The sequence below is a fragment of the Streptomyces sp. NPDC085866 genome, assembly GCF_044541035.1.
Lineage (GTDB): Bacteria > Actinomycetota > Actinomycetes > Streptomycetales > Streptomycetaceae > Streptomyces.
Genome location: NZ_JBITSQ010000003.1, coordinates 360,469 through 381,756, shown reverse-complemented (window position 1 = coordinate 381,756; position 21,288 = coordinate 360,469). Strand labels below are relative to the sequence as shown.

Here is a 21,288-nt window from a genome sequence, read left to right as displayed (position 1 = left end):
GACCCGATGACAAGCAACGGAACCGGAACCCACGGCGCCGTCCTCCAGGACACCGCCACCGCCGAGGACGGCCCCATCGTCGAACTGCGCGGCGCGGGCAAGTCCTACGGCAACATCCGTGCCCTGCACGGTGTCGATCTCAAGGTCCACGCCGGCCGGGTGACCTGCGTCCTCGGCGACAACGGCGCCGGCAAGTCCACTCTCATCAAGATCATCTCGGGGCTGCACCGGCACACCGAGGGCGACTTCCACGTCGACGGTGAGCCGGTGCGCTTCAGCAGCCCGCGCGAGGCCCTCGACAAGGGCATCGCCACCGTCTACCAGGACCTCGCCACCGTCCCCCTCATGCCGGTGTGGCGGAACTTCTTCCTCGGCTCCGAGATGACGAAGGGCCCCTGGCCCGTACGCCGCCTCGACATCGACAAGATGAAGAAGACCGCCGACCGCGAACTGCGCAACATGGGCATCGTCCTCGACGACCTCGAGCAGCCCATCGGCACCCTCTCCGGCGGCCAGCGCCAGTGTGTGGCCATCGCCCGCGCCGTCTACTTCGGCGCCCGCGTGCTCATCCTGGACGAGCCCACCGCCGCCCTCGGCGTCAAGCAGTCCGGCGTGGTGCTGAAGTACATCGCCGCCGCCCGCGACCGCGGCCTCGGCGTCATCTTCATCACCCACAACCCGCACCACGCCTACATGGTCGGCGACCACTTCAGCGTGCTGCGCCTGGGCACCCTCGAACTCAGCGCCGACCGCAGCGAGGTCAGCCTGGAGGAGCTGACCAACCACATGGCCGGCGGTGCCGAACTCGCCGCGCTCAAGCACGAGCTGGCCCAGGTCCGCGGCGTCGACGTCGAGGAACTCCCCGAGGAGAAGGACCTCATCGCACCCGTGGCGACGCCCTCGGAAGGGACCACCTGACATGGCGAACCCGACTCCGCTCGACCGCATCCGGGTCGGCTCCGCCCCCGACTCCTGGGGCGTGTGGTTCCCGGACGACCCGCAGCAGGTCCCCTGGGAACGCTTCCTCGACGAGGTGTCCGAGGCCGGCTACGACTGGATCGAACTGGGCCCGTACGGCTACCTCCCCACCGACCCGGCCCGGCTCACGGACGAGTTGGGGCGGCGGAATCTGAAGGTGTCGGCCGGTACGGTCTTCACCGGCATGCACCGCGGCCCGTCCGTCTGGGAGGAGACCTGGACCCATGTCAGCCAGGTGGCCGACCTCACCCGGGCCATGGGCGCGCGGCACCTGGTCGTCATCCCCTCCTTCTGGCGGGACGACAAGACCGCCGAGATCCTGGAGCCGCCGGAGCTGACGGCAGAGCAGTGGGCGCACCTGACCAAGGGCATGGAACGGCTCGGCCACGAGGTGCAGGAGACGTACGGCCTCGAACTCGTCGTGCACCCGCACGCGGACACGCACATCGACACGGAGGAGCACGTCGAGCGGTTCCTCGACTCGACCGACACCGAGCTGGTCAACCTCTGCCTGGACACGGGGCACTACGCCTACTGCGGCGGCGACAGCGTCAAGCTGATCGAGACCTACGGCGAGCGCATCGGCTACCTGCACCTCAAGCAGGTCGACCCGCGGATCCTCGCCGAGGTTGTGGCGAACGAGGTGCCGTTCGGGCCCGCGGTGCAGCGGGGCGTGATGTGCGAACCGCCCTCCGGGGTCCCCGCGTTGGGGCCGGTGCTGGAGGCGGCGCAGCGGCTCGGCGTGGAACTGTTCGCGATCGTCGAGCAGGACATGTACCCGTGCGAGCCGGACAAACCGCTGCCGATCGCGGTGCGGACGCGCAGGTTCCTGAGGTCGTGCGGGGCCTGAGCGGTTCGGCCTCGGGTCTGCCGGGAACGAACGGTGGCATGCGGGCGTTCTGACCGACAACGGGGGAACGCCCGCGAGTACGGGAGGACGGACGACATGGCTGACCGCACGGAACTCCGCGTTTCATCCCAGCAGGCCGCCGAGGCGACCGAGAACCCCGGCCGCTTCAGCCGGCTGCCCGAGCGGATACGCCCGCAGGACACGGTGGAGACGAGGCCGGCGACCCTGCCCGACCCGGCGCGGGACACGTACAACGCGGACGAGTGGCTGATCCGGTACTGCGGCTGACGGAGGCGCCGTTCCAGCGCGGCGCGTCATGTGGAGCGGGCCTTCCGGCCGGAGCCGGAAGGCCCGTGGGCCAGCGTGGTCAGGCGCCCGCGAGCGCGGGTTCGGGGTCGGACGTGCCCGACGGCGGCCGGGGGGCGTCGTGACGCCTGAACAGTCCACTGGGCCACCACATCCAGCGGCCCACGTCCAGGGTCAGCGCGGTGACCAGCACCGAGCGGACGACCACGGTGTCCAGCAGCACGCCGAACGCCACCGCGAACCCGAGCTCGGCCGCGAACACCAGCGGCAGCGAGGCCATCGCCGCGAAGGTACCGGCCAGCACCAGACCCGCTGAGGTGATCACACCCCCGGTGGCGGACAGACCCGTCAGCGCGCCGCGCCGGGTGCCGCGCAGCAGCGCCTCCTCGCGCACCCGGGTGACCAGGAAGATGTTGTAGTCGATGCCCAGCGCGACCAGGAACACGAACGTCAGCAGCGGGAAGGAGGCGTCCGCCCCGGCGAAGTGGAACACGTGGTCGAACATCAGACTGCTCACGCCGAGGGCCGCCGCGAACGACAGCACCACCGTCGCCATGAGCAGCAGGGGCGCGACGATCGCCCGCAGCAGCAGCGCGAGGATCAGGAACACCATCACCAGCACGATGGGGATGATCACCGCGGAGTCGCGGGCGGCCGCTTCCCGCGTGTCGAGGATGACCGCCGTGTTGCCGCCGACCTGGGCGTCCGCACCCTCGATCCGGTGGACCGCGGTTCTGGCCCGCTCGACGGTGCGCAGCGCGGCCGTGCCGCTGGGGTCGTCCTCGAGTTCCCCGAGCAGCATGGCCTCACCGTCCACGACCCTCGGTGTCGACACGTCGGCGACTCCCGGTACGCCGGACAGCGCGGCCCGCACCCGCTGCGCCGAGGCGGCCTCCGTCACGACGTAGACCGGGTCGCCCGCCCCTGCAGGGAAGTGCCTGGACTGGATCTCCTCGCCGACGGCCGTCTGCGGTCTGCCGGTGAACTGGTCCGTGTTGGAGAGCCCGTCGGCCCTGAGGCCGAACAGCCCGGCCGCCATGGTGCCGAGGACCAGCGCGGTGCCGATCCACACGATCCGTGGCCGGCCCGAGACGGCGGTGCCGACCCGTGTCCAGATGCCGTCCCCGGTCGTCCCGCCCGATCCGTGCGACGGCCGCACCGGCCAGAAGATCCAGCGGCCGCAGATCACCAGCAGGGCCGGCAGCAGGGTGACCATGGCGAGCAGTCCGACGAGGACGCCGACGGCACAGGCGGGCCCGAGCCCCTTGGTGGAGTTGAGGGTGGCCAGCATCAGCAGTGTCAGGCTGACCGCGACGGTCGCGGCACTGGCGACGATCGCGGGACCGGAGCGATGCAGGGCCTCCGCCATCGCCTCGTGCCGGTCCTCGTGCCGCCGCAATTCCTCCCGGTACCGCGAGACGAGCAGGAGCGCGTAGTCGGTGGCGGCGCCGAACACCAGCACCGTCAGGATGAAGCTGGTCTGCTCGTTGACGGTGAGTCCGGCGTTCTTCGCCAGCAGGTAGATCACCGCCTCCGACGTGACCAGGGCGCTGCCCACGGTCAGCAGCGGCAGCAGGGGCAGCACCGGGCTGCGATAGGTGAGCAGCAGGATCACGACCACCACCGTCGCGGTGATCGTCGTCAGACCGCCGCCCTCGCCGAACGCCTTGATCGAGTCCGATGCGTACCCGGCCGGACCGGTGACATGGAACCCGAGACCGCCCGCGTTCGCCTCGCCGACCGCGCTCATCGCGTCGACGACCTTGCCGATTCCCTCCCAGCCGGTCCTGTTCTTGCGTACCTGGACCACGGTCTGGACGGCCTTGCCGTCCTGGGCCCGCACCGGGCCCTGCGGCTGCCCCACGACGTTCCTGATGCCCTTGAAGGCCTCGGCGTCGGCTCGGGCCTTGGCCATGTCGGCAGGGGTGACACCCCCGGGGCGGTCGTAGACCACGATCGCCGGCAGGGTGTCGGCGAGCCGGAACTTCTCGGCTCGGCCGACGACACCGGTCGACTCCGCGTTGCCGGGCAGCCAGGCCGAGTTGTCGTTCTGCTCGACGTCACCGAGCTTGCCTGCCAGCAGGAGGGCCGGGACCAGCAGGAGCGTCCAGAGGGCCAGGACGACCCATTTCGCCACCCTGCCACTGGGCAGGGACGCCAGCTTGCGCACCATGTGGATTCCTCGGCGTTCAGTCGACGTGAGCGAGCTTGTCGGGATTGGCGACGACATAGATCCCGCACACCTGGTCGCCGTCCGGAGTGAGGTCGAGGACGAGGACGGCGTAGAGGGTGTCGCCGGCGAACAGCAGTGCCGACGGGGCGCCGTTGACGGTGCGGTAGGCGATGTCGAGGCCCTTGCCGGAGTGGGGGGCGGCAGCGGCGAGCAGACGGGCGATCCTGTCCCGGCCGTGCAGCGGACGCAGGCCCGCCGGTGCCCGGCCCTTGCCTCCGGCGTCGCCCCACAGGGTCACCTCCGGTGCCAGGATCCGCAGGAGGGCGTCCAGGTCACCGCCGAGCGCGGCGGCCAGGAACCGTTCGGTCACCCGCTGCCGGACCCGCGGGTCGGGCTCGTAGCGGGGGCGTCGCGCGTGGACGTGCTCCCGGGCGCGATGGGCGAGTTGACGGATCGCCGAGGGACTGCGGCCGAGGATGTCCGCGATCTCGGTGTGGGCGTAGCCGAACACCTCGTGCAGGACGAACACCCCGCGCTCCAGCGGAGTGAGGGTCTCCAGGACCACCAGCAGCGCCATCGACACCGACTCGCCGCGCTCCGCCGCATCAGCGGCATCGTCCGGGGCTTGAGTGTCGACGAGGGGGCCGATGAGCGGTTCGGGCAGCCACGGCCCGACGTACGTCTCGCGGCGGCGGCTGACGGTGGCCTGGTGGGCGAGGGCCCGGTTCACGGCGATCCGCACCAGGTAGGCGCGCGGGTTGTCGATCGGCTCCGCGTTCGGTGCCTGCTTCCTGGCCGTCCACGACAGCCAGCTCTCCTGCAGTACGTCCTCGGTGTCGGCGACGCTGCCGAGCATGTTGTAGACGATGGAGAACAGCAGCTCACGGTGGTCGTGGAACACCTGTGTCGCGGTGTCGGACATCGCAGGGCCTCTCGTCGCGGATGCTTTGCGAACTGAGAGCGGCCCGGGCACCCGGAGTGTGACATTCACTCACGGGATGTGATCCAGATCTCACAGGTCCGTGCCCGAGTGGGCCTCGGGCACGGACGGGCCGGCATCTGGGGCCGACGGAGGGCTGTCGTCAGGCCCCCCGCACCTCCGCGATCGTCACCGGACGGTGCTCATGCAGGGACAGGGTGCAGGCATCGGCGATCCAGCCCGCCTCCAGGGCGTCCTCGATGGTGCAGGGGGAGGGGCGGGTGCCGGCCACGACCTCGGTGAACGCGGTGAGTTCGGCGCGGTAGGCCTCGGTGAAGCGGTCCATGAAGAAGTCGTGCGGCGTGCCCGCCGGGAACGTCACACCGGGTTCGACCGAGCGGAGCGGGAGCTTGTCGTCCAGGCCGACCGCGATCGAGTCCGCGAAGCCGTGGAGCTCCATGCGGACGTCGTAACCGCGAGCGTTGTGCCGGGAGTTGGAGACCACCGCGATCGTGCCGTCGTCCAGGGTGAGGATCGCGCCGGTGGTGTCGGCGTCGCCCGCCTCCTTGATGTAGTCGGCGCCGCGGTTGCCGCCCACCGCGTACACCTCGGTGACCTCGCGGCCGGTCACCCAGCGGATGATGTCGAAGTCGTGGACCGAGCAGTCACGGAAGATGCCCCCGGAGGCGGCGATGTACGCGGCCGGCGGCGGCGCCGGGTCCAGGGTCGTCGAGCGGACCGTGTGCAGCTTGCCCAGCTCGCCTGCCTGCACCGCGGCCCGTGCGGCGACGAAACCGGCGTCGAAGCGGCGGTTGTAGCCGATCTGGATCGGCACGTCGCTGCCCTGCACGGCCTTGAGGACCTCGACGCCCTCCGCCATGGTGCGGGCGACCGGCTTCTCGCAGAAGACGGGGACGCCCGCCTCGACGCCGGCCCGGATCAGCGCCGGGTGGGCGTCGGTCGCGGCCGCCACGACGATGCCGTCCACGCCGGCGGCGAGCAGCGCCTCGGGCGAGTCGGCGACCTCGGCCCCGAACCGCTCGGCCGCGGCCTTGGCCGCGTCCGCGAACGGGTCGGTGACGACGAGGGACTCGACGGCGTCGAGCCCGGAGAGGGTCTCGGCGTGGAACGCGCCGATGCGGCCGAGGCCGAGGATTCCAATGCGCATGAGGGTGCAGCTCCTAAGGTGCGAGGGTGCTGAAGGAGGGAGAGTCAGTCGAGGCCGCCGAGCACGTTCTGGTCCCAGTCGATCACCGAACCGGTGACCACCCCGGACCGGTCCGACAGCAGCAGGACCACGAAGCCGGCGATCTCGTCCGGCCGGCCGAGCTTGCCCATCGGCAGCCGGGCGGCGGCCTGCTCCCGCCAGTCGTCGCCCGCGTCGTGGAAGGCGCGCTGGGTGGCGTCCTCACCCTCCGTCGCGGTCCAGCCGATGTTCAGGCCGTTGATCCGGATCCGGTCCCAGCGATGGGCGTGCGCGGCGTTGCGGGTCAGGCCCACCAGACCGGCCTTGGCGGCGACGTACGGCGCGAGGAACGGCTGCCCGCCGTGCGCCGACGAGGTGATGATGTTGACGATCGTTCCGGGCGCCTTCCGCGCCACCATGTCGGCCACCGCCGCCTGCATCGCGAAGAACGGCCCCTTGAGGTTGACCGCGATGTGCGCGTCGAACAGCTCGGGTGTCGTGTCGAGCAGGGTGCCGCGTGAGGTCAGGCCCGCCGAGTTGACCAGACAGTCGATCCGGCCGTAGGTGTCGACCACCTCGGCCACCGAGGCCTTGGCCTGGTCGGCGTCCGACAGGTCGGCCTGGACGTACATCGCCCTGCCGCCGGCCGCGGACAGTTCGGCCACCAGGACCTCGCCCGGTTCGGGGCGGCGCCCGGTCACGGCCACCGTGGCGCCCTCGCGCACGGCGGCGCGCGCGATCGCGGCGCCGACACCCTGGCTGCCGCCGTTGACGAGGACGATCTTGTCGTCGAGAAGTCCCATGAGTTCCTTGTTCTTTCAGCTCTCGCGCCGCTCGGCGCCGGCCCGCAGCTCGTCGCGCAGGGCCCGGGGACTCCATTCCTCGCGCACCGCCCGCCGTACCACGTCCGCCTGCGAGGGCGGGGCAAGACCGCCGACCGGCGGATCGTTGTCGAGGTTGGTGGGGAACGGATAGCCCTCGGCGCTCGCGGCGATCACGTGGTCGAGCCACTCCTGGCCGGCGCCTTCCGCCTTGCGCTTCAGCAGCACCGGGAAGACCGCGTTGGCCACGGCCTCCCGGTCCACCGTCTCCATCGCCCGCCCGAACGCCGAGGACACCTGGAGCAGGTTGGCCATGCGCCGGATGTCCGCCGAACGGTTCGTGCCGGCGGCGTGGAAGAGCGCCGGGTTGAAGAAGGCCGCGTCGCCCTTGGCGAGGGGGAGCTGGACGTGGTGCGCGTCGAAGTGGGCCTGGAACTCCGGGAGTCGCCAGGCCAGGTACCCGGGCTCGTACCGCTGCGAGTACGGCAGGTACAGCGTCGGCCCCGACTCGACCGGCATGTCGCAGTGCGCGACCGCGCCCTGCAGCGTGAGCACGGGGGAGAGGCGGTGGACGTGCGCGGGGAAGGCGGCGGCGGCCTCGCCGGTCAGGAAGCCGAGATGGTAGTCCCGGTGCGCGGTCTGGGCGGCGCCGCCCGGATTGACCACGTTGATCTGCGAGGTGACCTGGTAGCCGGGACCGAGCCAGGCCTCCGCGACCAGGGCCACGATGTCGTTGGCGTAGTAGTCCGCGAACGTCTCCGGGTCGTACAGCGCCGCCTTCTCGAGGGCGTTCCACACCCGGTCGTTGGCGCCCGGACGGGCGAAGTGGTCCCCGGCGCCCGCGCCGGAGGCGCGCTGCTCGGTGATCAGCGCGTCGAACACCGTCGTCGCCCGGTCGACCACCGCGGGGTCGGGGAAGGCGCCCTCGAAGACCACGATGCCGGGCCCGTCGGTGAGCGCCCGGACCAGCTCGGCCTGCACGTCCCGGCGGTCACCGGCGCGGAGCCGCTCGCTGTCGTAGACGAGGACGCCGCTCTCCACCGACGAGGCGTACGGGTACTCCGCGAGATCGGTGGTCCGCGCGAGCAGGGCGCGGAAGGAGTCGAGGTCGCAGTCCTGCTCGGACAGCCAGGCACGGCTCTGTGCGGCGGTGAGGGACATCGTCGTCCTTCCTTCGTTCCCGGGGCGACGTCGTGCTGTCATTCTTGTCAGTACAAAACCCTCGAACAACCGGCAGCGATCCATCAAAAACCCTTCAAGGAGCCGAGCTGTGGGCCACCCCTTCCCGATCCGTGAGATCGCCCGTCAGGCCGGCCTCAGCGAGGCGACCGTGGACCGCGTGCTCAACGGCCGGGGAGGGGTGCGGGCCAGCACCGCGCAGGAGGTGCACCGGGCCATCGCCGACCTGGACCGGCAGCGCACCCAGGTCCGGCTCGTCGGCCGTACCTTCATGGTCGACATCGTGATCCAGGCGCCCGATCGGTTCACCACGGCCGTCCGGGCCGCCCTGGAGGCCGAACTGCCGTCCCTGCACCCGGCCGTGCTGCGTTCCCGCTTCCACTTCCGGGAGACCGCGCCGGTGGGGGAGCTGGTCAGGATCCTGGACCGGATCGCCCGGCGCGGCTCCCAGGGCGTGATCCTCAAGGCGCCGGACGTCCCCGAGGTCACGGCGGCCGTCGGCCGGCTCACCGCGGCCGGCATACCGGTCGTCACCCTGGTGACCGACCTGCCCGCGAGTGCCCGGCTCGCCTACGTGGGCATCGACAACCGCGCGGCCGGTGCCACCGCCGCCTACCTCATGGGCCAGTGGCTCGGCGATCGCCCCGGCAACATCCTCACCAGCCTGAGCAGCGGCTTCTTCCGCAACGAGGAGGAGCGCGAGATGGGCTTCCGCAGCGCCGTGCGTGCCCGGCACCCCGGCCGTGTGCTCGTGGAGCTGACCGAGGGGCAGGGCCTGGACGCCACGCAGTACGACCTGGTCCGGGCCGCCCTGGAGCGCGACCCGGACATCCGGGCCGTCTACTCGATCGGCGGCGGCAACATCGCCACGCTGCGGGCCTTCGAGGACCTGGGCCGCGAGTGTGCCGTGTTCGTCGCGCACGACCTCGACCACGACAACACCCGGCTGCTGCGCGAGCACCGCCTGTCCGCCGTGCTCCACCACGACCTGCGCCAGGACATGCGCGAGGCCTGCCATCTCGTCATGCGCGCCCATGGCGCCCTGCCCCCGGCAGGACCCACTCTGCCGTCCGCGATCCAGGTGGTCACGCCCTACAACATGCCTACGGTGTCTACAGGTTGACCCACGTCCCGCTCTCGGCCGACACCGCCATCGCGTCGAGCACGGCCGCGCTGTGCACCGCGTCGGCCAGGGTGGTGCCGTACGGCCGGTTCTCGGCGATCGAGCGCAGGAAGCGGTACGCCTCGATCACCTTCAGGTCGTCGTAGCCCATCGCGTTGGCCGCGCCCGGCTGGAACGCGGCGAACTCCCCGTCGCCCGGGCCGACGTACACCGTGCTCACCGGCTGGTCCTGGTACGTCGTACCGCGGCTGACCGCCAGCTCGTTCATCCGGCGGAAGTCCCAGAACACCGCGCCCCGGGTGCCGTGCACCTCGAAGCCGTAGTTGTTCTGCTCGCCGACCGAGACCCGGCAGGCCTCCAGGACGCCGCGGGCGCCGGAGGCGAAGCGCAGCAGGCAGCCGACGTAGTCCTCGTTCTCGACCGGGCCCGGCGCGCCGCCGGAGGCCAGTGCGTGACCGGCGGTGGCGCCCGTGGGGCGGGCTCGCTCCGGGACGAAGATCGCCGTGTCGGCGGTCAGGGAGGCGATGTCGCCGAGCAGGAAGCGGGCCAGGTCGGCGCCGTGGGAGGCCAGGTCGCCGAGCACCCCGCTGCCGCCGCGCTTCCGCTCGTACCGCCAGGTCAGCGCGCCGTCCGGATGGGCCGCGTAATCGCTGAACAGGCGGATGCGCACATGTGTGACCGTGCCGATCTCGCCGGAGGCGATCAGGTCGCGGGCGGCCTCCACGGCGGGTGCATTGCGGTAGTTGAAGCCGACCGTGCCCTGGACCCCGGCCTTGGCGACCGCGTCGGCCACCGCGCGGGCGTCCTCGCCGGTCAGGCCCACCGGCTTCTCGATCCACAGGTGCTTGCCCGCCTCGGCCATCGCCACGCCGATCTCCCGGTGCAGGAAGTTGGGCGCGGTGACGCTGACGGCCCGGACCCGCGGGTCGGCGGCCACCTCGCGCCAGTCGCGGGTGGCGGAGGCGAACCCGAACCGCTCGGCGGCCTCGTCGGCCCGGCCCGGCACCTCCTCGGCCACCGCCACCAGCTCGGGCCGGAGGGCGAGCCGCGGATAGTGGTGTCGGACGCGGGAGTAAGCCTGGGTGTGCACCCGCCCCATCCAGCCGAACCCGACGACGGCGACACCGAGAGCATCCACCATGACAGCCCCTCTTTGGACCGGTCCACATCCTGTCCGGGCCACCTTTGTACGGACATGGCGCGCGCGTCAACCCTTCGGTGAGGGAGAACGGTTCCATGTCGCCCCTTTGACAGCCCGGCCTGCCACATGGAACGGTCCATCCCATGAGACCGCCGACGATCCGCGATGTGGCCGAACGAGCCGGAGTGTCGAAGTCGCTGGTCTCGCTGGTGCTGCGCGGCTCCGGCCAGGTACGCGCCGAAAAACGGGACGCCGTCCTCAAGGCCGTCCGCGAGCTGGGCTACCGGCCCAACGCCGCCGCGCGCAGCCTCAGCGAGCAGCGCACCCGCACCGTCGGCGTCCTCCTCGACGACCTGCGCAACCCCTGGTTCGTCGACCTTCTCGACGGCCTGAACTCCCTGCTGCACGCGGCCGGCCTGCACATGCTGCTCGCCGACGCCCGGCTGAACCGGCGCATGGGCCACGACCTCGCCGAACCCTTCCTGGACCTGGGCGCCGACGGCCTGGTGGTGGTCGGTACGGTCCCGGACGCGGGCGGACTCGGCGCGCTGGCCCGGCGGATGCCGGTGGTCGTGGCGGGCGCCCGCGAGCCGCAGCCGCCGGGCGTGGACGTCGTCGCCGGGGACGACGAACTCGGGGCCCGGCTGGCCACCGAGCACCTGCTCGGCCTCGGCCACCGCCGGATCGCCCATCTCGCGGGCCACGGCGCCGTCGGCGAGCTGCGGAGGCGCGGCTTCGAGGCGGCCATGCGGGCGCACGGCGCCGAACCGCTGGTCGAACCCGGCGACCTGACCGAGGAGGGCGGCTACCGGGGCACCGTACGGCTGCTCAGCCGCCCCGACCGGCCCACGGCGGTCTTCGCCGTCAACGACATGGCCTCGGTCGGCGCGCTCTCGGCGGCCGGGGAGCTGGGCCTCACCGTCCCGCGCGACCTGTCGGTGGCGGGGTACGACAACACCAGCATCTCCCGGCTGCGGCACGTCTGGCTCACCACCGTCGACACCGCCCCGCACGAGGTCGGCCGACGCGCCGCCCGCTGCCTCCTGGACCGCTTCGAGCGGCCGGAGGGCGAGGGGCGACTGCATCTGGCCGCACCGACCCTGGAGATCCGGGGCACGACGGCGGCGCCGCCCCGCCTCACAGGTTGATCGCGTACGCCTTGCGCAGCGTCTCGTGCACGGTCCACGTCGTACGGTCGCCCGCGCGCAGCACCGCCATGTCCCCGGGACCCACCCGCAGCGTCGGCCCGTCCTCGACCTCGATCGTCGCCGACCCGCTGATCACCACGAACAGCTCGTCCGCCTCGGTGTCGGTGACCACGCCCGGGGTGATCTGCCAGACCCCGCGGATCTGCCGGCCGTCCGCCGACTCCCAGACCACCTTCCCGGTCACCTCCGGGTCGCCGGAGACGATCTGCTCCGGGTCGAGGGGCTCGGGTTCGAGGTCGGCGTCGGGGATGTGGAGCGCGAAGCTGTGCGTCATGGGGTGACCCTAACCAGCGCCGGCGCCGTCCGACCGTCGACAGTGTGTGCGGCATCGGGCCTGGTGGGAGGACACTTCGTCGGGCCGCGCGGACCGGCCGTGCGAACTGGCGGCGGCCCGGGGCGCGGGTGATCGTGGATTGCATGGCTGACTCCACGGCGGCCGCTGCAGAGCCGCACCGGCAGCACGGCACGCGCGAGGCCGTCCTGTTCGGCGGGGTCTACGGCGCCGTCCTGGCCAGCTCGATGGTCGCCGCGCTCACCCAGTACGGCCACAGCTCCGCCGCCAGCCGCCGCTACGACGCCCTCTGGCTGCTGATCACCGCATGCGCCTCCGCGCTGGCCCACGGCTACGCCCACTACATCGCCGAGCGCGCCCCGCACCGCCGCTGGGACGTCCTGCGCTCCCTCGTCGACGAGTGGCCGCTGGTCATGGCCGTCGTGCCGACGGTGTTCCTGCTCGCGGGCGCGGGCTGGGGCTGGTGGCCCCCGAACGGCGTCGAGTACCCGGTGTTCGCCCTGAACATCGCCATCCTCTTCGCCCTCGGCCTGGTCACCGCCCGCTGGGCGAGGCGCAGTTGGCCGGCCGCCGTCGGCATCGGCCTGCTGGACGCGGTGCTCGGGGTGGTCGTGGTGGTGGCCAACGCGGTCATCAAGTAGGCGACCGGTGCGCTGCTGGGCATGGAGTCGGTATGACCACCGAAGACGCCGCAGCCGCGGCAGCCGCGACCGAAGAAGCCGCGACCGAAGAAGCCGTGAGCGCGTCAGCCGCGGCCGAAGCGGCCGTCGACGCCGTGACCCGTCAGGCCGTCGACAGCCTGTCCGCCACCGCCGACCCCCGGCTGCGCGACCTGCTCACCGCCCTCGTCCGGCACCTGCACGCCTTCGCCCGCGAGACCCGGCTGACACAGGCCGAGTGGGAACAGGCCGTCGGCTTCCTCACGGCCACGGGACAGGCCTGCACGGACACCCGGCAGGAGTTCGTCCTCCTGTCGGACGTCCTCGGCCTGTCCATGCTGGTCGAGACGCTGCACGGCCACAGCGCGCCCGGCACCACCGAGTCGACGGTCCTCGGCCCCTTTCACCTCACAGCGTCCCCGGCCCGCGAACTCGGCGACAGCATCGACCTGGTGGGCGACGGCGACCCCTGCGTGGTCAGCGGCCGGGTCTGCGCCGCCGACGGCACCCCGCTGCCCGGCGCCGTCGTGGACGTCTGGCAGGCCGACGCGCACGGCTTCTACGACGTGCAGCGTCCGGACGCCCAACCCCCCGGCAACGGAAGAGGACTGTTCACCGCCGACACCGAGGGCGCCTTCTGGTTCCGCACCTGTGTGCCCAGCCCGTATCCGATCCCCACCGACGGACCCGTGGGCACCCTGCTCAAGGCCTCCGGCCGTCACCCCTACCGGCCCGCCCACATCCACTTCATCGCGACGGCCGACGGCCACGCCCCGGTCACCACCCACATCTTCGTGGCGGGCGGCGCCCACCTCGATTCGGACGCGGTGTTCGCCGTGAAGGACAGCCTGGTCAAGGACTTCACCCCGACCGACGATCCGTCCCTGGCCCACGAGTTCGGCGTACCGAACCCCTTCCGGCACGCCCGCTTCGACCTCGTACTGGAACGCGCCTGAAACCCTTGTGCTGCGGGCCGGACGCGAGGGGCGCACCCTGGAAACATGCTGGGCGCGGTGGGCCGTAGGGCTTCCGACGCGGCACGGGACCCGGAGGTCTCCCGGGGCGTGCGGCGGACACCCTCGCGCCGGTCCCGTACCGCACCCCTGTGCGCCGCCGTGCTGCTCGCGGCGACGCTTCGGACGACGACGGCCGCGGCCGTCCCGCCCCAGGACAACGGCTGCGTCGCCACCGAGGGCAAGCCCGCTGGCCAGGCCGGCCAGATCCTCGACATCGTGCGCAAGGCGCGCAGTGAACTCGACCTGAAGGCCGCGCTGGTCCGCGTCACGGAGGACGGGCGCGAGGTGGCCACCTTGGCGGACGGCAACTCGATGAACGGCGTGCCGGCCACCCCGGCGATGCACTTCCGGTCGGGCTCGGTCGCCATCGCCTTCATGGGCACGGCGCTGCTCCAGCTCGTCGACGAGCACCGGGTCAGCCTGGACGACCCCGTCTCCCGCTGGCTGCCGGACCTGCCGCACGGCGATCGGATCACCCTGCGGATGCTCGGCGACTCGACCTCGGGCCTGCACGACTACGTGACCGACCCGGCCTTCGTGAAGCAGCTCTACGCGGACCCGTTCCAGCACTGGACGCCGCAGGAGCTGGTCGCCTTCCCTCTCGCCCATCCCCTCTGGTACGAGCCCGGCACCGGCTGGAGCTACTCGCACGCCAACTTCGTGCTGCTCGGCCGCACTCTGGAGAAGATCACCGGAACCCCGCTGGACGAGCTGCTGCGGCAACGCGTCATGGATCCCCTGGGGCTCAATGAGACCAGCAACGGTTTCACGCCCGAGATCCCGGCGCCCGTACTGCACGCCTACGACGACGAACGCGGCCCCTACGAGGACGCCACCTACTGGGACCCGTCCTGGACCACCGCGCCCGGCGCCGTGCAGACCACGGACATCTGCGACCTGGCCCGCTCCGCCCAGGGCATCGGCTCGGGCCGGCTGCTCTCCCGCAGCTCCTACCAGGTGCAGCTGAACCCCGGCACCGTCGGTCTGGGCGCGCCGACCGCGAGCTGCCCCGCCACCGTGTGCTTCAAGCAGACCGAGGACTTCCACTTCGGGGTGGGCGTCGTCGTCAAGAACGGCTGGGTCCTGCAGAATCCGTCGTTCGCCGGGTTCGCGGCCGTACAGGCCTACCTGCCGGCGCAGCGGCTGGCCATCGCCGTGTCCACGACCGTCGGGAAGAAGGCGCCCGACGGCAACACGGCCCAGACGATCACCGAGCGCATCGCGGCGGCCCTCGCCCCCGACCACCAGCTGACCGGCTGACCTCAGCGGCCGGTGCGCACCCCGTCCAGGGCGATCGCGAGCACCCGGTCGCGCTGGGCCTCGTTCTCGAACGCCGTCGCCGTGATGCCGGCGACCATCCGCAGCAGGTCGCCGAAGTCCATGTCCGCGCGGGCCGCGCCCGCCTTCTGGGCGCGCTCCAGCAGCGGGCCGCCGGCCGCGTACATCGACTCGCGGCAGGCCATGAAGATGCCCGACTCGTCGTCCAGGGCCTCGCGGACCGCACGCTTGGTGACCATGTAGCCCGCGAACCGGTCCAGCCAGGTCGTCAGGGCCTCCCACGGCTCCCGGTCCGCCAGCTCGACGGCCGCCCGGCACAGGGCGTTCACCTCGTCCGCGTAGACGGTCTCGAAGAGGTCGCGGCGGGTGGGGAAGTTCCGGTACAGGGTGCCGATGCCGACGCCGGCCCGGCGGGCGATGTCCTCCAGGGATGCCTCCGCGCCGTGCTCGGCGAACGCCGCGCGGGCGGCCGCGAGCAGCGCGTCGTAGTTGCGGGCGGCGTCCTTACGGTGCGGCCGGCGGGTCGCGACGATCTCGCTGACGGGGAACGGCGTGGCCGTCACTGTTGCCTCCCGGAAGGGAATCGGTTGAACCGGAGGTGTGCCTCCGTTACAGTGGAGGGGTACCTCCACTTTAACAGTGTCGGGGTGGCTTCGCCGTGGACGGACGCGTCCCGGCGCCGGCCTCCCGCACCTCCGTGACCACGGGCCCTGCGCGTCGCGCACCGCCCGTCCCCCCAAGACATCCACCCTCCGCGTCCCGATTCCGGAGAGGCTTCTTCATGCCCCGCAAGTCCACCCGCCTCACCTTCGCGGTCCTGGCGACCGGTGCCGGCGTGTTCGCCATGCTGCAGTCGCTGGTCGCACCGGCCCTGCCGACCGTCCAGCACGCGCTGCACACCTCGCAGTCCACCGCGACCTGGGTGATGACGGCGTACCTGCTGTCCGCCTCGGTGTTCACCCCGATCCTCGGCCGCGTCGGCGACCTCGTCGGCAAGAAACGCACCCTCGTCGCGGTCCTGGTGGCCGTGCTCGCCGGCTGTCTCGTCGCCGCGCTCGCCCCGAACATCGGCGTGCTGATCGTCGCCCGGGTCGTCCAGGGTGCGGGCGGCGCCCTCTTCCCGCTCTCCTTCGGCATCATCCGCGACGAGTTCGCCGCGTCCCAGGTGAGCGGCAGCATCAGCAACCTGTCCGCCGTGATCGCCGCGGGAGGCGGTGTCGGCATGGTGGCCGCCGGGCCCATCGTCTCCGCCCTCGACTACCGCTGGCTCTTCTGGATCCCGGTGGCCGTCGTCGCCGCGACCGTCCTGATCGCCCTGCGCTACATCCCCGAATCGCCCGACAAGGGCCAGGGCAAGGTCAGTTGGCTGGGCGCCGCGCTGCTCTCCGCCTGGCTGGTGGCTCTCCTGCTCCCGCTGAGTCAGGCCGGGCAGTGGGGTTGGGGCTCGCCGAAGGTGCTCGGCCTGTTCGCCGCCGCCGTCCTGCTGTTCGCGCTGTGGCTGACCACCGAGTCCCGCTCCCGCTCCCCCCTCATCGACCTGCGCGTGATGCGGCTGCCCGCGGTGTGGACGACCAACGCGGCCGCCCTGCTGTTCGGCGCGGGCATGTACGCGATCTGGTCCTTCCTGCCGGGCTTCGTCCAGACGCCGACCGTGGCCGGCTACGGCTTCGGCGCGAGCGTCACCGAGTCCGGCCTGCTCATGCTGCCGATGCTCGTCGCGATGTTCCTGTCGGGCGTCCTGTCCGGGCGGCTCGAACCCCGCGTCGGAGCCAAGGCGTTGCTCACCGCGGGCGCCGCGCTCGGCGCACTGGCCTGCGGCTTCCTGACCCTCTGGCATGACGCGCAGTGGCAGATCGCCGTCGTCGCGGGCCTGTTCGGCCTCGGCATCGGACTCGCCTACGCCTCGATGGCCAACCTGATCGTGGGCAGTGTCCCGCCCGAGCAGACGGGTGCGGCCACCGGCATGAACGCCAACATCCGCACCATCGGCGGCTCCATCGGCGCGGCCCTCACCAGCGTCCTGGTCACCGCCCACCTCCAGCCCTCCGGCCTGCCCCAGGCCTCCGGCTACACCCAAGGCTGGGCCCTGCTCGCCCTCCTCTGCCTGGCCGCGACCGGCGCCGCCCTCCTGGTCCCGGTCCGCCGCGCCGCCCGAACGGCGGACCCCGTTGCGGCGGGGGCGACACCGGCACCCGTGCGCGTGCGGTAGGGTTGACCTGCGTGATCACGCGGAACACACCGCGTGAACTCGCAACGGGACGTGGCGCAGCTTGGTAGCGCACTTGACTGGGGGTCAAGGGGTCGCAGGTTCAAATCCTGTCGTCCCGACGTGAAGTCGCAGGTCAGGGGCTGTCTTCCTCTGACAGTGCGACAGCGTCGACGTGAGCCTCTCACAACTTCTCACATGGTGGTATTGCAGGACCTCGCGGACCTGGTTGACCGTACAGACCTCGGGCCACGGCGGGCAGCGCGGCCTGACCTGCGGCCGTCCGCAAGTGCCATCCGATCCTGACGCTGCCTCACCCGCCGCGGCCAGGAACGACCGGTGCCGACCCGGCCGGACGGCTTATCGTCAGCCGGCGTTCCGGCTGACGATGTCGGCGTTGAGGGCGGTGGCGAAGGCACACCAGGCTGCATAGGGGGCCAGGGCCGTCGCGGCGGTCCGGTCGACGCGGGCGGTCACCCGCAGGACGTCCAGAGTGCTCAGGGTGAGGAGGGTGGTGCCGACGAGACCGGCCCGGGGGCTCCTGGCGGCAAAGAACAGCCAGTTCCAGGATGCGTTCAGGGCCAGGTTGGCAGCCAGTGCCCCGACCAGCCGACGGCGCTCGCCGCCACCGGTCCGGTTCGCGGCGTGCCCGGCGGCGAAGGCGATGCTCCCGTACAAGGACGTCCACACCGCGCCGAACGCCCACGGGGGCGGCTGCCAAGGAGGTTTGGCCAAGGCTTCGTACCAGGTGCTGTCGGGATCCACGGCTCGCGCGCCGGTCACCGCCGTAGCCGTCACCGCAGCCGCGGCCAGCGCGTAAGCAGGCCAGCGGCGCTCCGCCTCGCGGCGCCGGGATGGTGCCAGAACTTGCATAACGGATATATGGCCCGTCGGGTGCGGGGTGAGACACGACCCGGTCCTGCGCAGTCCGTCCGGGTGAGGCGAAGCCCGGTGTCCTGCCCGCGCATCCGCCCGGCCACGGTCCGCGAGGCCCAGGACGGCCCTGTCGAGATCGCGCTACCGTTGCTTCGGGGGAGTCTTCGGGCGATGGAGAAGGCGGTGATCCAGCTGATGGACAACCTGCCTTGCACTGCGGCAGGTCGCCCGTGCGCCGCTGCCGCGGCCGACGACAGCGTGAGCGGGTGGCGGTGACCAGCGGCGGCCGCGAGAAACCTTGGCAGAAGCAGGTTCCGGGTCCTTCGGTCCCAGGTCCGCCGGGTGTGTCGCGGCGACAGGAGAGGCCGCGTGCGACGCCGGCGACACCGGAGCGGCCGACCGCGGTGCCCGCGGGGTTGTTGGATCTGGTGGATCAGGCTGTCGTGGTCTGCGACGCGGCCGGCTTGCCCAGCTGGTGCAACGCCCAGGCGGAACGGTTCTTCCCCCGGTTGCGCATCGGCGAGCCGCTCCACGGGCCGCTGTCACGTGCCATGGCCGAGGGCGCGGACCGCTTCGAGACCGTCTCCGACGGGCGCCGGTTGTCAGGGCACCGGGTGGTGCCACAGGGCCTTGGGACCATCGCCGGTCACTGTGTGTGGTTGGTGCGCGACGACAGCGCGGTCCATGAGCGCCAGAACGAGCTGATGGCCGAGCGGGCCCGCTCCGCCTTCCTGGCGGAGGCGGGGAAGCAACTCGGGGCCTCCCTCCACCACGGCCGCACGGTGCGTGCGGTGGTGCGGGTGGCGGTCCCAGCCCTGGCGGACACGGCCATCCTGTTCCTGCCGGCCCGGGGACGTTGCGTAGCCTGGCACCTTTACGGGCCGGACGAGTGCGCCGGCCAGTTGCCGGCAGCGGCGCTGGACCAGGTGCCGCCAGTGGCCCACGCCCTGAGAGGGCTGGTGGAACAGCCCGTACTGTGCGACTGGCAGGAAGTGGCGCGGCTGGGCGGAGCGGTGTCGCAGGATCCGAATCCGCCTGTTCAGGCCCTGGTGGTCACGCTTCGCGGCGCCGGGATGCCGGCCGGTGTGCTGGTGCTGGCGCGCGGGCCGCAGCGGACGGGCTTCGCAGCGGCGGACGTCGAGCTGGCGCGGCAGTTCGCCTCGCGTGCGAGCATCGCGCTGGCGGCCGCGACCTTCTATGCCGAGCAGGTGCACATCGCCGCCGTGCTGCAGGACGGGCTGGAACCCGACCCGCTTCCCCACGCGGCGGGGGTCCACCTCGGGGCTGCGTACCGGCCCGCCCGCGAAACTTTGCGGATCGGCGGCGACTTCTACCAGGTGCGGGCGGACGCCGAGGACGGTGTCAGGTTCTTCTTCGGCGACGTCTGCGGCAAGGGAGTGGAGGCGGCGGTGTTCGCCGGACGGGTGCGGCAGAGCCTCCGATCGCTGGCTCTGGTGGAATCCCGGCCCGTAAGGATGCTTCAGCTGCTCAATGAGGCGCTTCTGGAGGAAGGCCACGCTCCCTTCACGACACTGGTGGTGGGATCTGCCAGCCCGGCGCGAGACGGCGCGCTGGACGTCGTGGCGGCAGGCGGCGGCCATCTGCCACCACTGGTGCTGCGCACGGACGGCGGGGTGGAGGAGGTGCACATCGGTGGGACGCTGGTCGGCGCCCTGCCCGACCCGGACTTCCACCAGAGGGAGATCCGGCTGGCGGCCGGCGAACTGCTGCTGTTGTACAGCGACGGTGTGACCGAGGCGCGCGGTGGGCCGAAGGAGCAGGAGATGTACGGCGAACGGCGGCTGATGCGCGACCTGGCCGCCTGCCGCGGCATGCCGGCCGGCGCGGTCGCCGAGCGTATCGACCTGCGCACCGGGCAGTGGCTGGCCGGAGGCGACCACGACGACCTCGCCGTACTCGCCGTGCAGGCTCCCGCCCTTGCGCCGCCGGCGGACGTGGAGCATCCGCGGTGACCGCCGAGCGCTCCGACGCCATCGAGAGTGTCCGCGCGGCCTTCGACGGCCACCTGGCCCGAGCGGACGAGACCGCCGCCGTGGCGCTCGTCCTGGACCTTCTCGCCGGCGGCGTCAGCGCCGAGGACGTGTTGCTCGGCCTGATCGCGCCCGCCCAGGCAGCGGTCGGCGAGCACTGGGTGAGCAACGAGTGGAGTGTGGCCCAGGAACACGCGGCCACCCATGTCAGCAACCGGGCCGTCTCCGCGCTCGCCGCCGCGAGCGCGGTCCCCGACCATCCTCTCGGGAGCGTGGTGGTGGCCTGCCCGGACGGCGAATGGCACACCCTGCCCGCCCACATCGTCGCGGAGGTACTACGGCTGCGCGGCTTCGCGGTCCGGTTCCTCGGTGCCGGGGTACCCACCGCACACCTGATCTCGTATCTGCATCAGAACGGCTCTGATCTGATCGCCCTGTCGTGCATGCTGGCGGTGCGCCTGCCCCGGGTGTACCGCACGATGGAGGCGTGCCGACTGGCGCGTGTACCGGTCCTGGTCGGTGGCGCCGGCTTCGGACCGGACGGCATCTGGGCCCGTGCGCTGGGTGCCGACCTGTACGCGCGCACCGCGGCGGACGCCGCGGACCTGCTGGTGGAGCAGTGGCCGCCGCCGCTGACCGGGGAGCCCGCACTGGACCACCTGGCTGACGGGGAGTACGCCCAACTCGTCAGCCGTCGCGGTGACCTTCTGCGGCACATGGTCGACCACCTGCGCCGGTGCTTCCCGCCGTTGCGCCGGTGTGCCGACGACCGGCACGAGGCCGCTGTCGAGGACCTGGGGTTCCTGGTGGACTTCCTCGCTGCCGGTGTCTTCGTCGACGACCCGCGCGTTTTCACGGACTTCCTGGTGTTCCTCGCCGATGTGCTGGCTCCCCGCGGGATACCGCCGGCCGGCCTGGACCTGGCTCTCCAGGCCCTCTGCGAGCCGTTGAGTGATCTTCCCCGCACCCTGACCCACGTGGCTGCGGGGCGAGGACGTCTGGAGCGGGCCGGACACACCTGGGCGGACGCCTGATCCCTGCGGCAGATTCCGGGAGACGCACGCCGGCGGTGGCCCGTGTTCGCCC

The 21,288-nt window shown here is 72.0% G+C and carries 20 protein-coding genes and 1 tRNA gene; 12 read left to right on the top strand and 9 right to left on the bottom strand.

All coding sequences use genetic code 11. The features are described 5' to 3' along the window. Nucleotides 1-6: 6 nt before the first annotated feature. The 3 genes from ACIF83_RS08480 to ACIF83_RS08470 all read left to right on the top strand — a co-directional run bounded on the left by ACIF83_RS08480 (nucleotide 7) and on the right by ACIF83_RS08470 (nucleotide 2,116). Nucleotides 7-918, top strand: a complete 912-nt coding sequence (locus ACIF83_RS08480; RefSeq protein ID WP_393470459.1) for an ATP-binding cassette domain-containing protein — start codon at nucleotides 7-9, stop codon at nucleotides 916-918. A 1-nt stretch (nucleotide 919) separates the two neighbouring features. Further along, nucleotides 920-1,828, top strand: coding sequence for a sugar phosphate isomerase/epimerase family protein (locus ACIF83_RS08475; protein ID WP_398137791.1), 909 nt, complete (start codon nucleotides 920-922; stop codon nucleotides 1,826-1,828). A 96-nt stretch (nucleotides 1,829-1,924) separates the two neighbouring features. Beyond that, nucleotides 1,925-2,116 carry a hypothetical protein gene (locus tag ACIF83_RS08470; RefSeq protein WP_399724639.1) on the top strand — a complete coding sequence of 64 codons (192 nt, stop codon included), beginning with the start codon at nucleotides 1,925-1,927 and terminating at the stop codon, nucleotides 2,114-2,116. Nucleotides 2,117-2,195: 79 nt separating this feature from the next. On the opposite strand, the gene ACIF83_RS08465 is transcribed toward ACIF83_RS08470, so the two are convergent. The 5 genes from ACIF83_RS08465 to ACIF83_RS08445 all read right to left on the bottom strand — a co-directional run bounded on the left by ACIF83_RS08465 (nucleotide 2,196) and on the right by ACIF83_RS08445 (nucleotide 8,394). Next, nucleotides 2,196-4,307, bottom strand: a complete 2,112-nt coding sequence (locus ACIF83_RS08465; protein ID WP_399724636.1) for an MMPL family transporter — start codon at nucleotides 4,305-4,307, stop codon at nucleotides 2,196-2,198. Nucleotides 4,308-4,323: 16 nt separating this feature from the next. Then, nucleotides 4,324-5,229 (bottom strand): RNA polymerase sigma factor SigJ, encoded by a 906-nt coding sequence (gene sigJ, locus ACIF83_RS08460; protein ID WP_393470471.1) that lies wholly within the window; start codon nucleotides 5,227-5,229, stop codon nucleotides 4,324-4,326. 160 nt (nucleotides 5,230-5,389) lie between these two features. After that, nucleotides 5,390-6,394, bottom strand: coding sequence for a Gfo/Idh/MocA family oxidoreductase (locus ACIF83_RS08455; protein WP_399724632.1), 1,005 nt, complete (start codon nucleotides 6,392-6,394; stop codon nucleotides 5,390-5,392). A gap of 44 nt (nucleotides 6,395-6,438) precedes the next feature. After that, nucleotides 6,439-7,215, bottom strand: coding sequence for an SDR family oxidoreductase (locus ACIF83_RS08450; protein ID WP_393470476.1), 777 nt, complete (start codon nucleotides 7,213-7,215; stop codon nucleotides 6,439-6,441). 15 nt (nucleotides 7,216-7,230) lie between these two features. Further along, nucleotides 7,231-8,394, bottom strand: coding sequence for a phytanoyl-CoA dioxygenase family protein (locus tag ACIF83_RS08445; protein ID WP_398137795.1), 1,164 nt, complete (start codon nucleotides 8,392-8,394; stop codon nucleotides 7,231-7,233). A gap of 109 nt (nucleotides 8,395-8,503) precedes the next feature. On the opposite strand from ACIF83_RS08445, the gene ACIF83_RS08440 reads away from it, so the two are divergent. Beyond that, nucleotides 8,504-9,535 (top strand): LacI family DNA-binding transcriptional regulator, encoded by a 1,032-nt coding sequence (locus tag ACIF83_RS08440; RefSeq protein ID WP_398137796.1) that lies wholly within the window; start codon nucleotides 8,504-8,506, stop codon nucleotides 9,533-9,535. Here ACIF83_RS08440 and ACIF83_RS08435 read toward each other — a convergent pair. Beyond that, nucleotides 9,525-10,676 carry a Gfo/Idh/MocA family protein gene (locus tag ACIF83_RS08435; RefSeq protein ID WP_399724627.1) on the bottom strand — a complete coding sequence of 384 codons (1,152 nt, stop codon included), beginning with the start codon at nucleotides 10,674-10,676 and terminating at the stop codon, nucleotides 9,525-9,527. The two genes, ACIF83_RS08440 and ACIF83_RS08435, sit on opposite strands and share 11 nt — an antisense overlap. Before the next feature lie 143 nt (nucleotides 10,677-10,819). Between ACIF83_RS08435 and ACIF83_RS08430 the strand changes: the two genes are divergently transcribed. Beyond that, complete coding sequence (locus ACIF83_RS08430; RefSeq protein ID WP_398137798.1) at nucleotides 10,820-11,824, top strand: LacI family DNA-binding transcriptional regulator; 1,005 nt, start codon at nucleotides 10,820-10,822, stop codon at nucleotides 11,822-11,824. Here the strand turns inward: ACIF83_RS08430 and ACIF83_RS08425 are convergent. Then, nucleotides 11,814-12,158 (bottom strand): cupin domain-containing protein, encoded by a 345-nt coding sequence (locus ACIF83_RS08425; RefSeq protein WP_399724623.1) that lies wholly within the window; start codon nucleotides 12,156-12,158, stop codon nucleotides 11,814-11,816. The two genes, ACIF83_RS08430 and ACIF83_RS08425, sit on opposite strands and share 11 nt — an antisense overlap. A gap of 143 nt (nucleotides 12,159-12,301) precedes the next feature. On the opposite strand from ACIF83_RS08425, the gene ACIF83_RS08420 reads away from it, so the two are divergent. The 3 genes from ACIF83_RS08420 to ACIF83_RS08410 are packed head-to-tail and all read left to right on the top strand — an operon-like array spanning nucleotide 12,302 to nucleotide 15,111. Further along, nucleotides 12,302-12,817 carry a hypothetical protein gene (locus ACIF83_RS08420; RefSeq protein WP_393470493.1) on the top strand — a complete coding sequence of 172 codons (516 nt, stop codon included), beginning with the start codon at nucleotides 12,302-12,304 and terminating at the stop codon, nucleotides 12,815-12,817. A 32-nt stretch (nucleotides 12,818-12,849) separates the two neighbouring features. Beyond that, a complete protein-coding gene (locus ACIF83_RS08415) occupies nucleotides 12,850-13,791 on the top strand; it encodes a dioxygenase (RefSeq protein ID WP_399724620.1) in 942 nt (313 codons plus the stop codon). Between the two features lie 45 nt (nucleotides 13,792-13,836). Continuing rightward, nucleotides 13,837-15,111 (top strand): serine hydrolase domain-containing protein, encoded by a 1,275-nt coding sequence (locus ACIF83_RS08410; RefSeq protein ID WP_399724617.1) that lies wholly within the window; start codon nucleotides 13,837-13,839, stop codon nucleotides 15,109-15,111. 2 nt (nucleotides 15,112-15,113) lie between these two features. Here the strand turns inward: ACIF83_RS08410 and ACIF83_RS08405 are convergent, their stop codons facing one another. Beyond that, on the bottom strand, nucleotides 15,114-15,692 hold the full coding sequence (locus tag ACIF83_RS08405; RefSeq protein ID WP_393470502.1) for a TetR/AcrR family transcriptional regulator: 579 nt from the start codon (nucleotides 15,690-15,692) through the stop codon (nucleotides 15,114-15,116). Between the two features lie 218 nt (nucleotides 15,693-15,910). Here ACIF83_RS08405 and ACIF83_RS08400 point away from each other — a divergent pair, with 218 nt between their 5' ends. Beyond that, a complete protein-coding gene (locus ACIF83_RS08400; RefSeq protein ID WP_399724614.1) occupies nucleotides 15,911-17,338 on the top strand; it encodes an MFS transporter in 1,428 nt (475 codons plus the stop codon). 45 nt (nucleotides 17,339-17,383) lie between these two features. Next, a tRNA-Pro gene (locus tag ACIF83_RS08395) sits at nucleotides 17,384-17,457 on the top strand. Between the two features lie 244 nt (nucleotides 17,458-17,701). Here ACIF83_RS08395 and ACIF83_RS08390 read toward each other — a convergent pair. After that, a complete protein-coding gene (locus ACIF83_RS08390; protein ID WP_399724611.1) occupies nucleotides 17,702-18,208 on the bottom strand; it encodes a TspO/MBR family protein in 507 nt (168 codons plus the stop codon). 431 nt (nucleotides 18,209-18,639) lie between these two features. On the opposite strand from ACIF83_RS08390, the gene ACIF83_RS08385 reads away from it, so the two are divergent. Together ACIF83_RS08385 and ACIF83_RS08380 are read left to right on the top strand one after the other, a co-directional pair. Beyond that, the gene (locus ACIF83_RS08385; protein WP_399724608.1) at nucleotides 18,640-20,184 is read left to right on the top strand and encodes a PP2C family protein-serine/threonine phosphatase; all 1,545 of its coding nucleotides are present in this window, start codon (nucleotides 18,640-18,642) and stop codon (nucleotides 20,182-20,184) included. Next, nucleotides 20,181-21,236: a B12-binding domain-containing protein gene (locus ACIF83_RS08380; protein ID WP_399724605.1), complete on the top strand. Its 1,056-nt coding sequence runs from the start codon at nucleotides 20,181-20,183 to the stop codon at nucleotides 21,234-21,236. The genes ACIF83_RS08385 and ACIF83_RS08380 overlap by 4 nt, the downstream gene beginning before the upstream one ends. The last annotated feature ends 52 nt before the right edge of the window (nucleotides 21,237-21,288 follow it).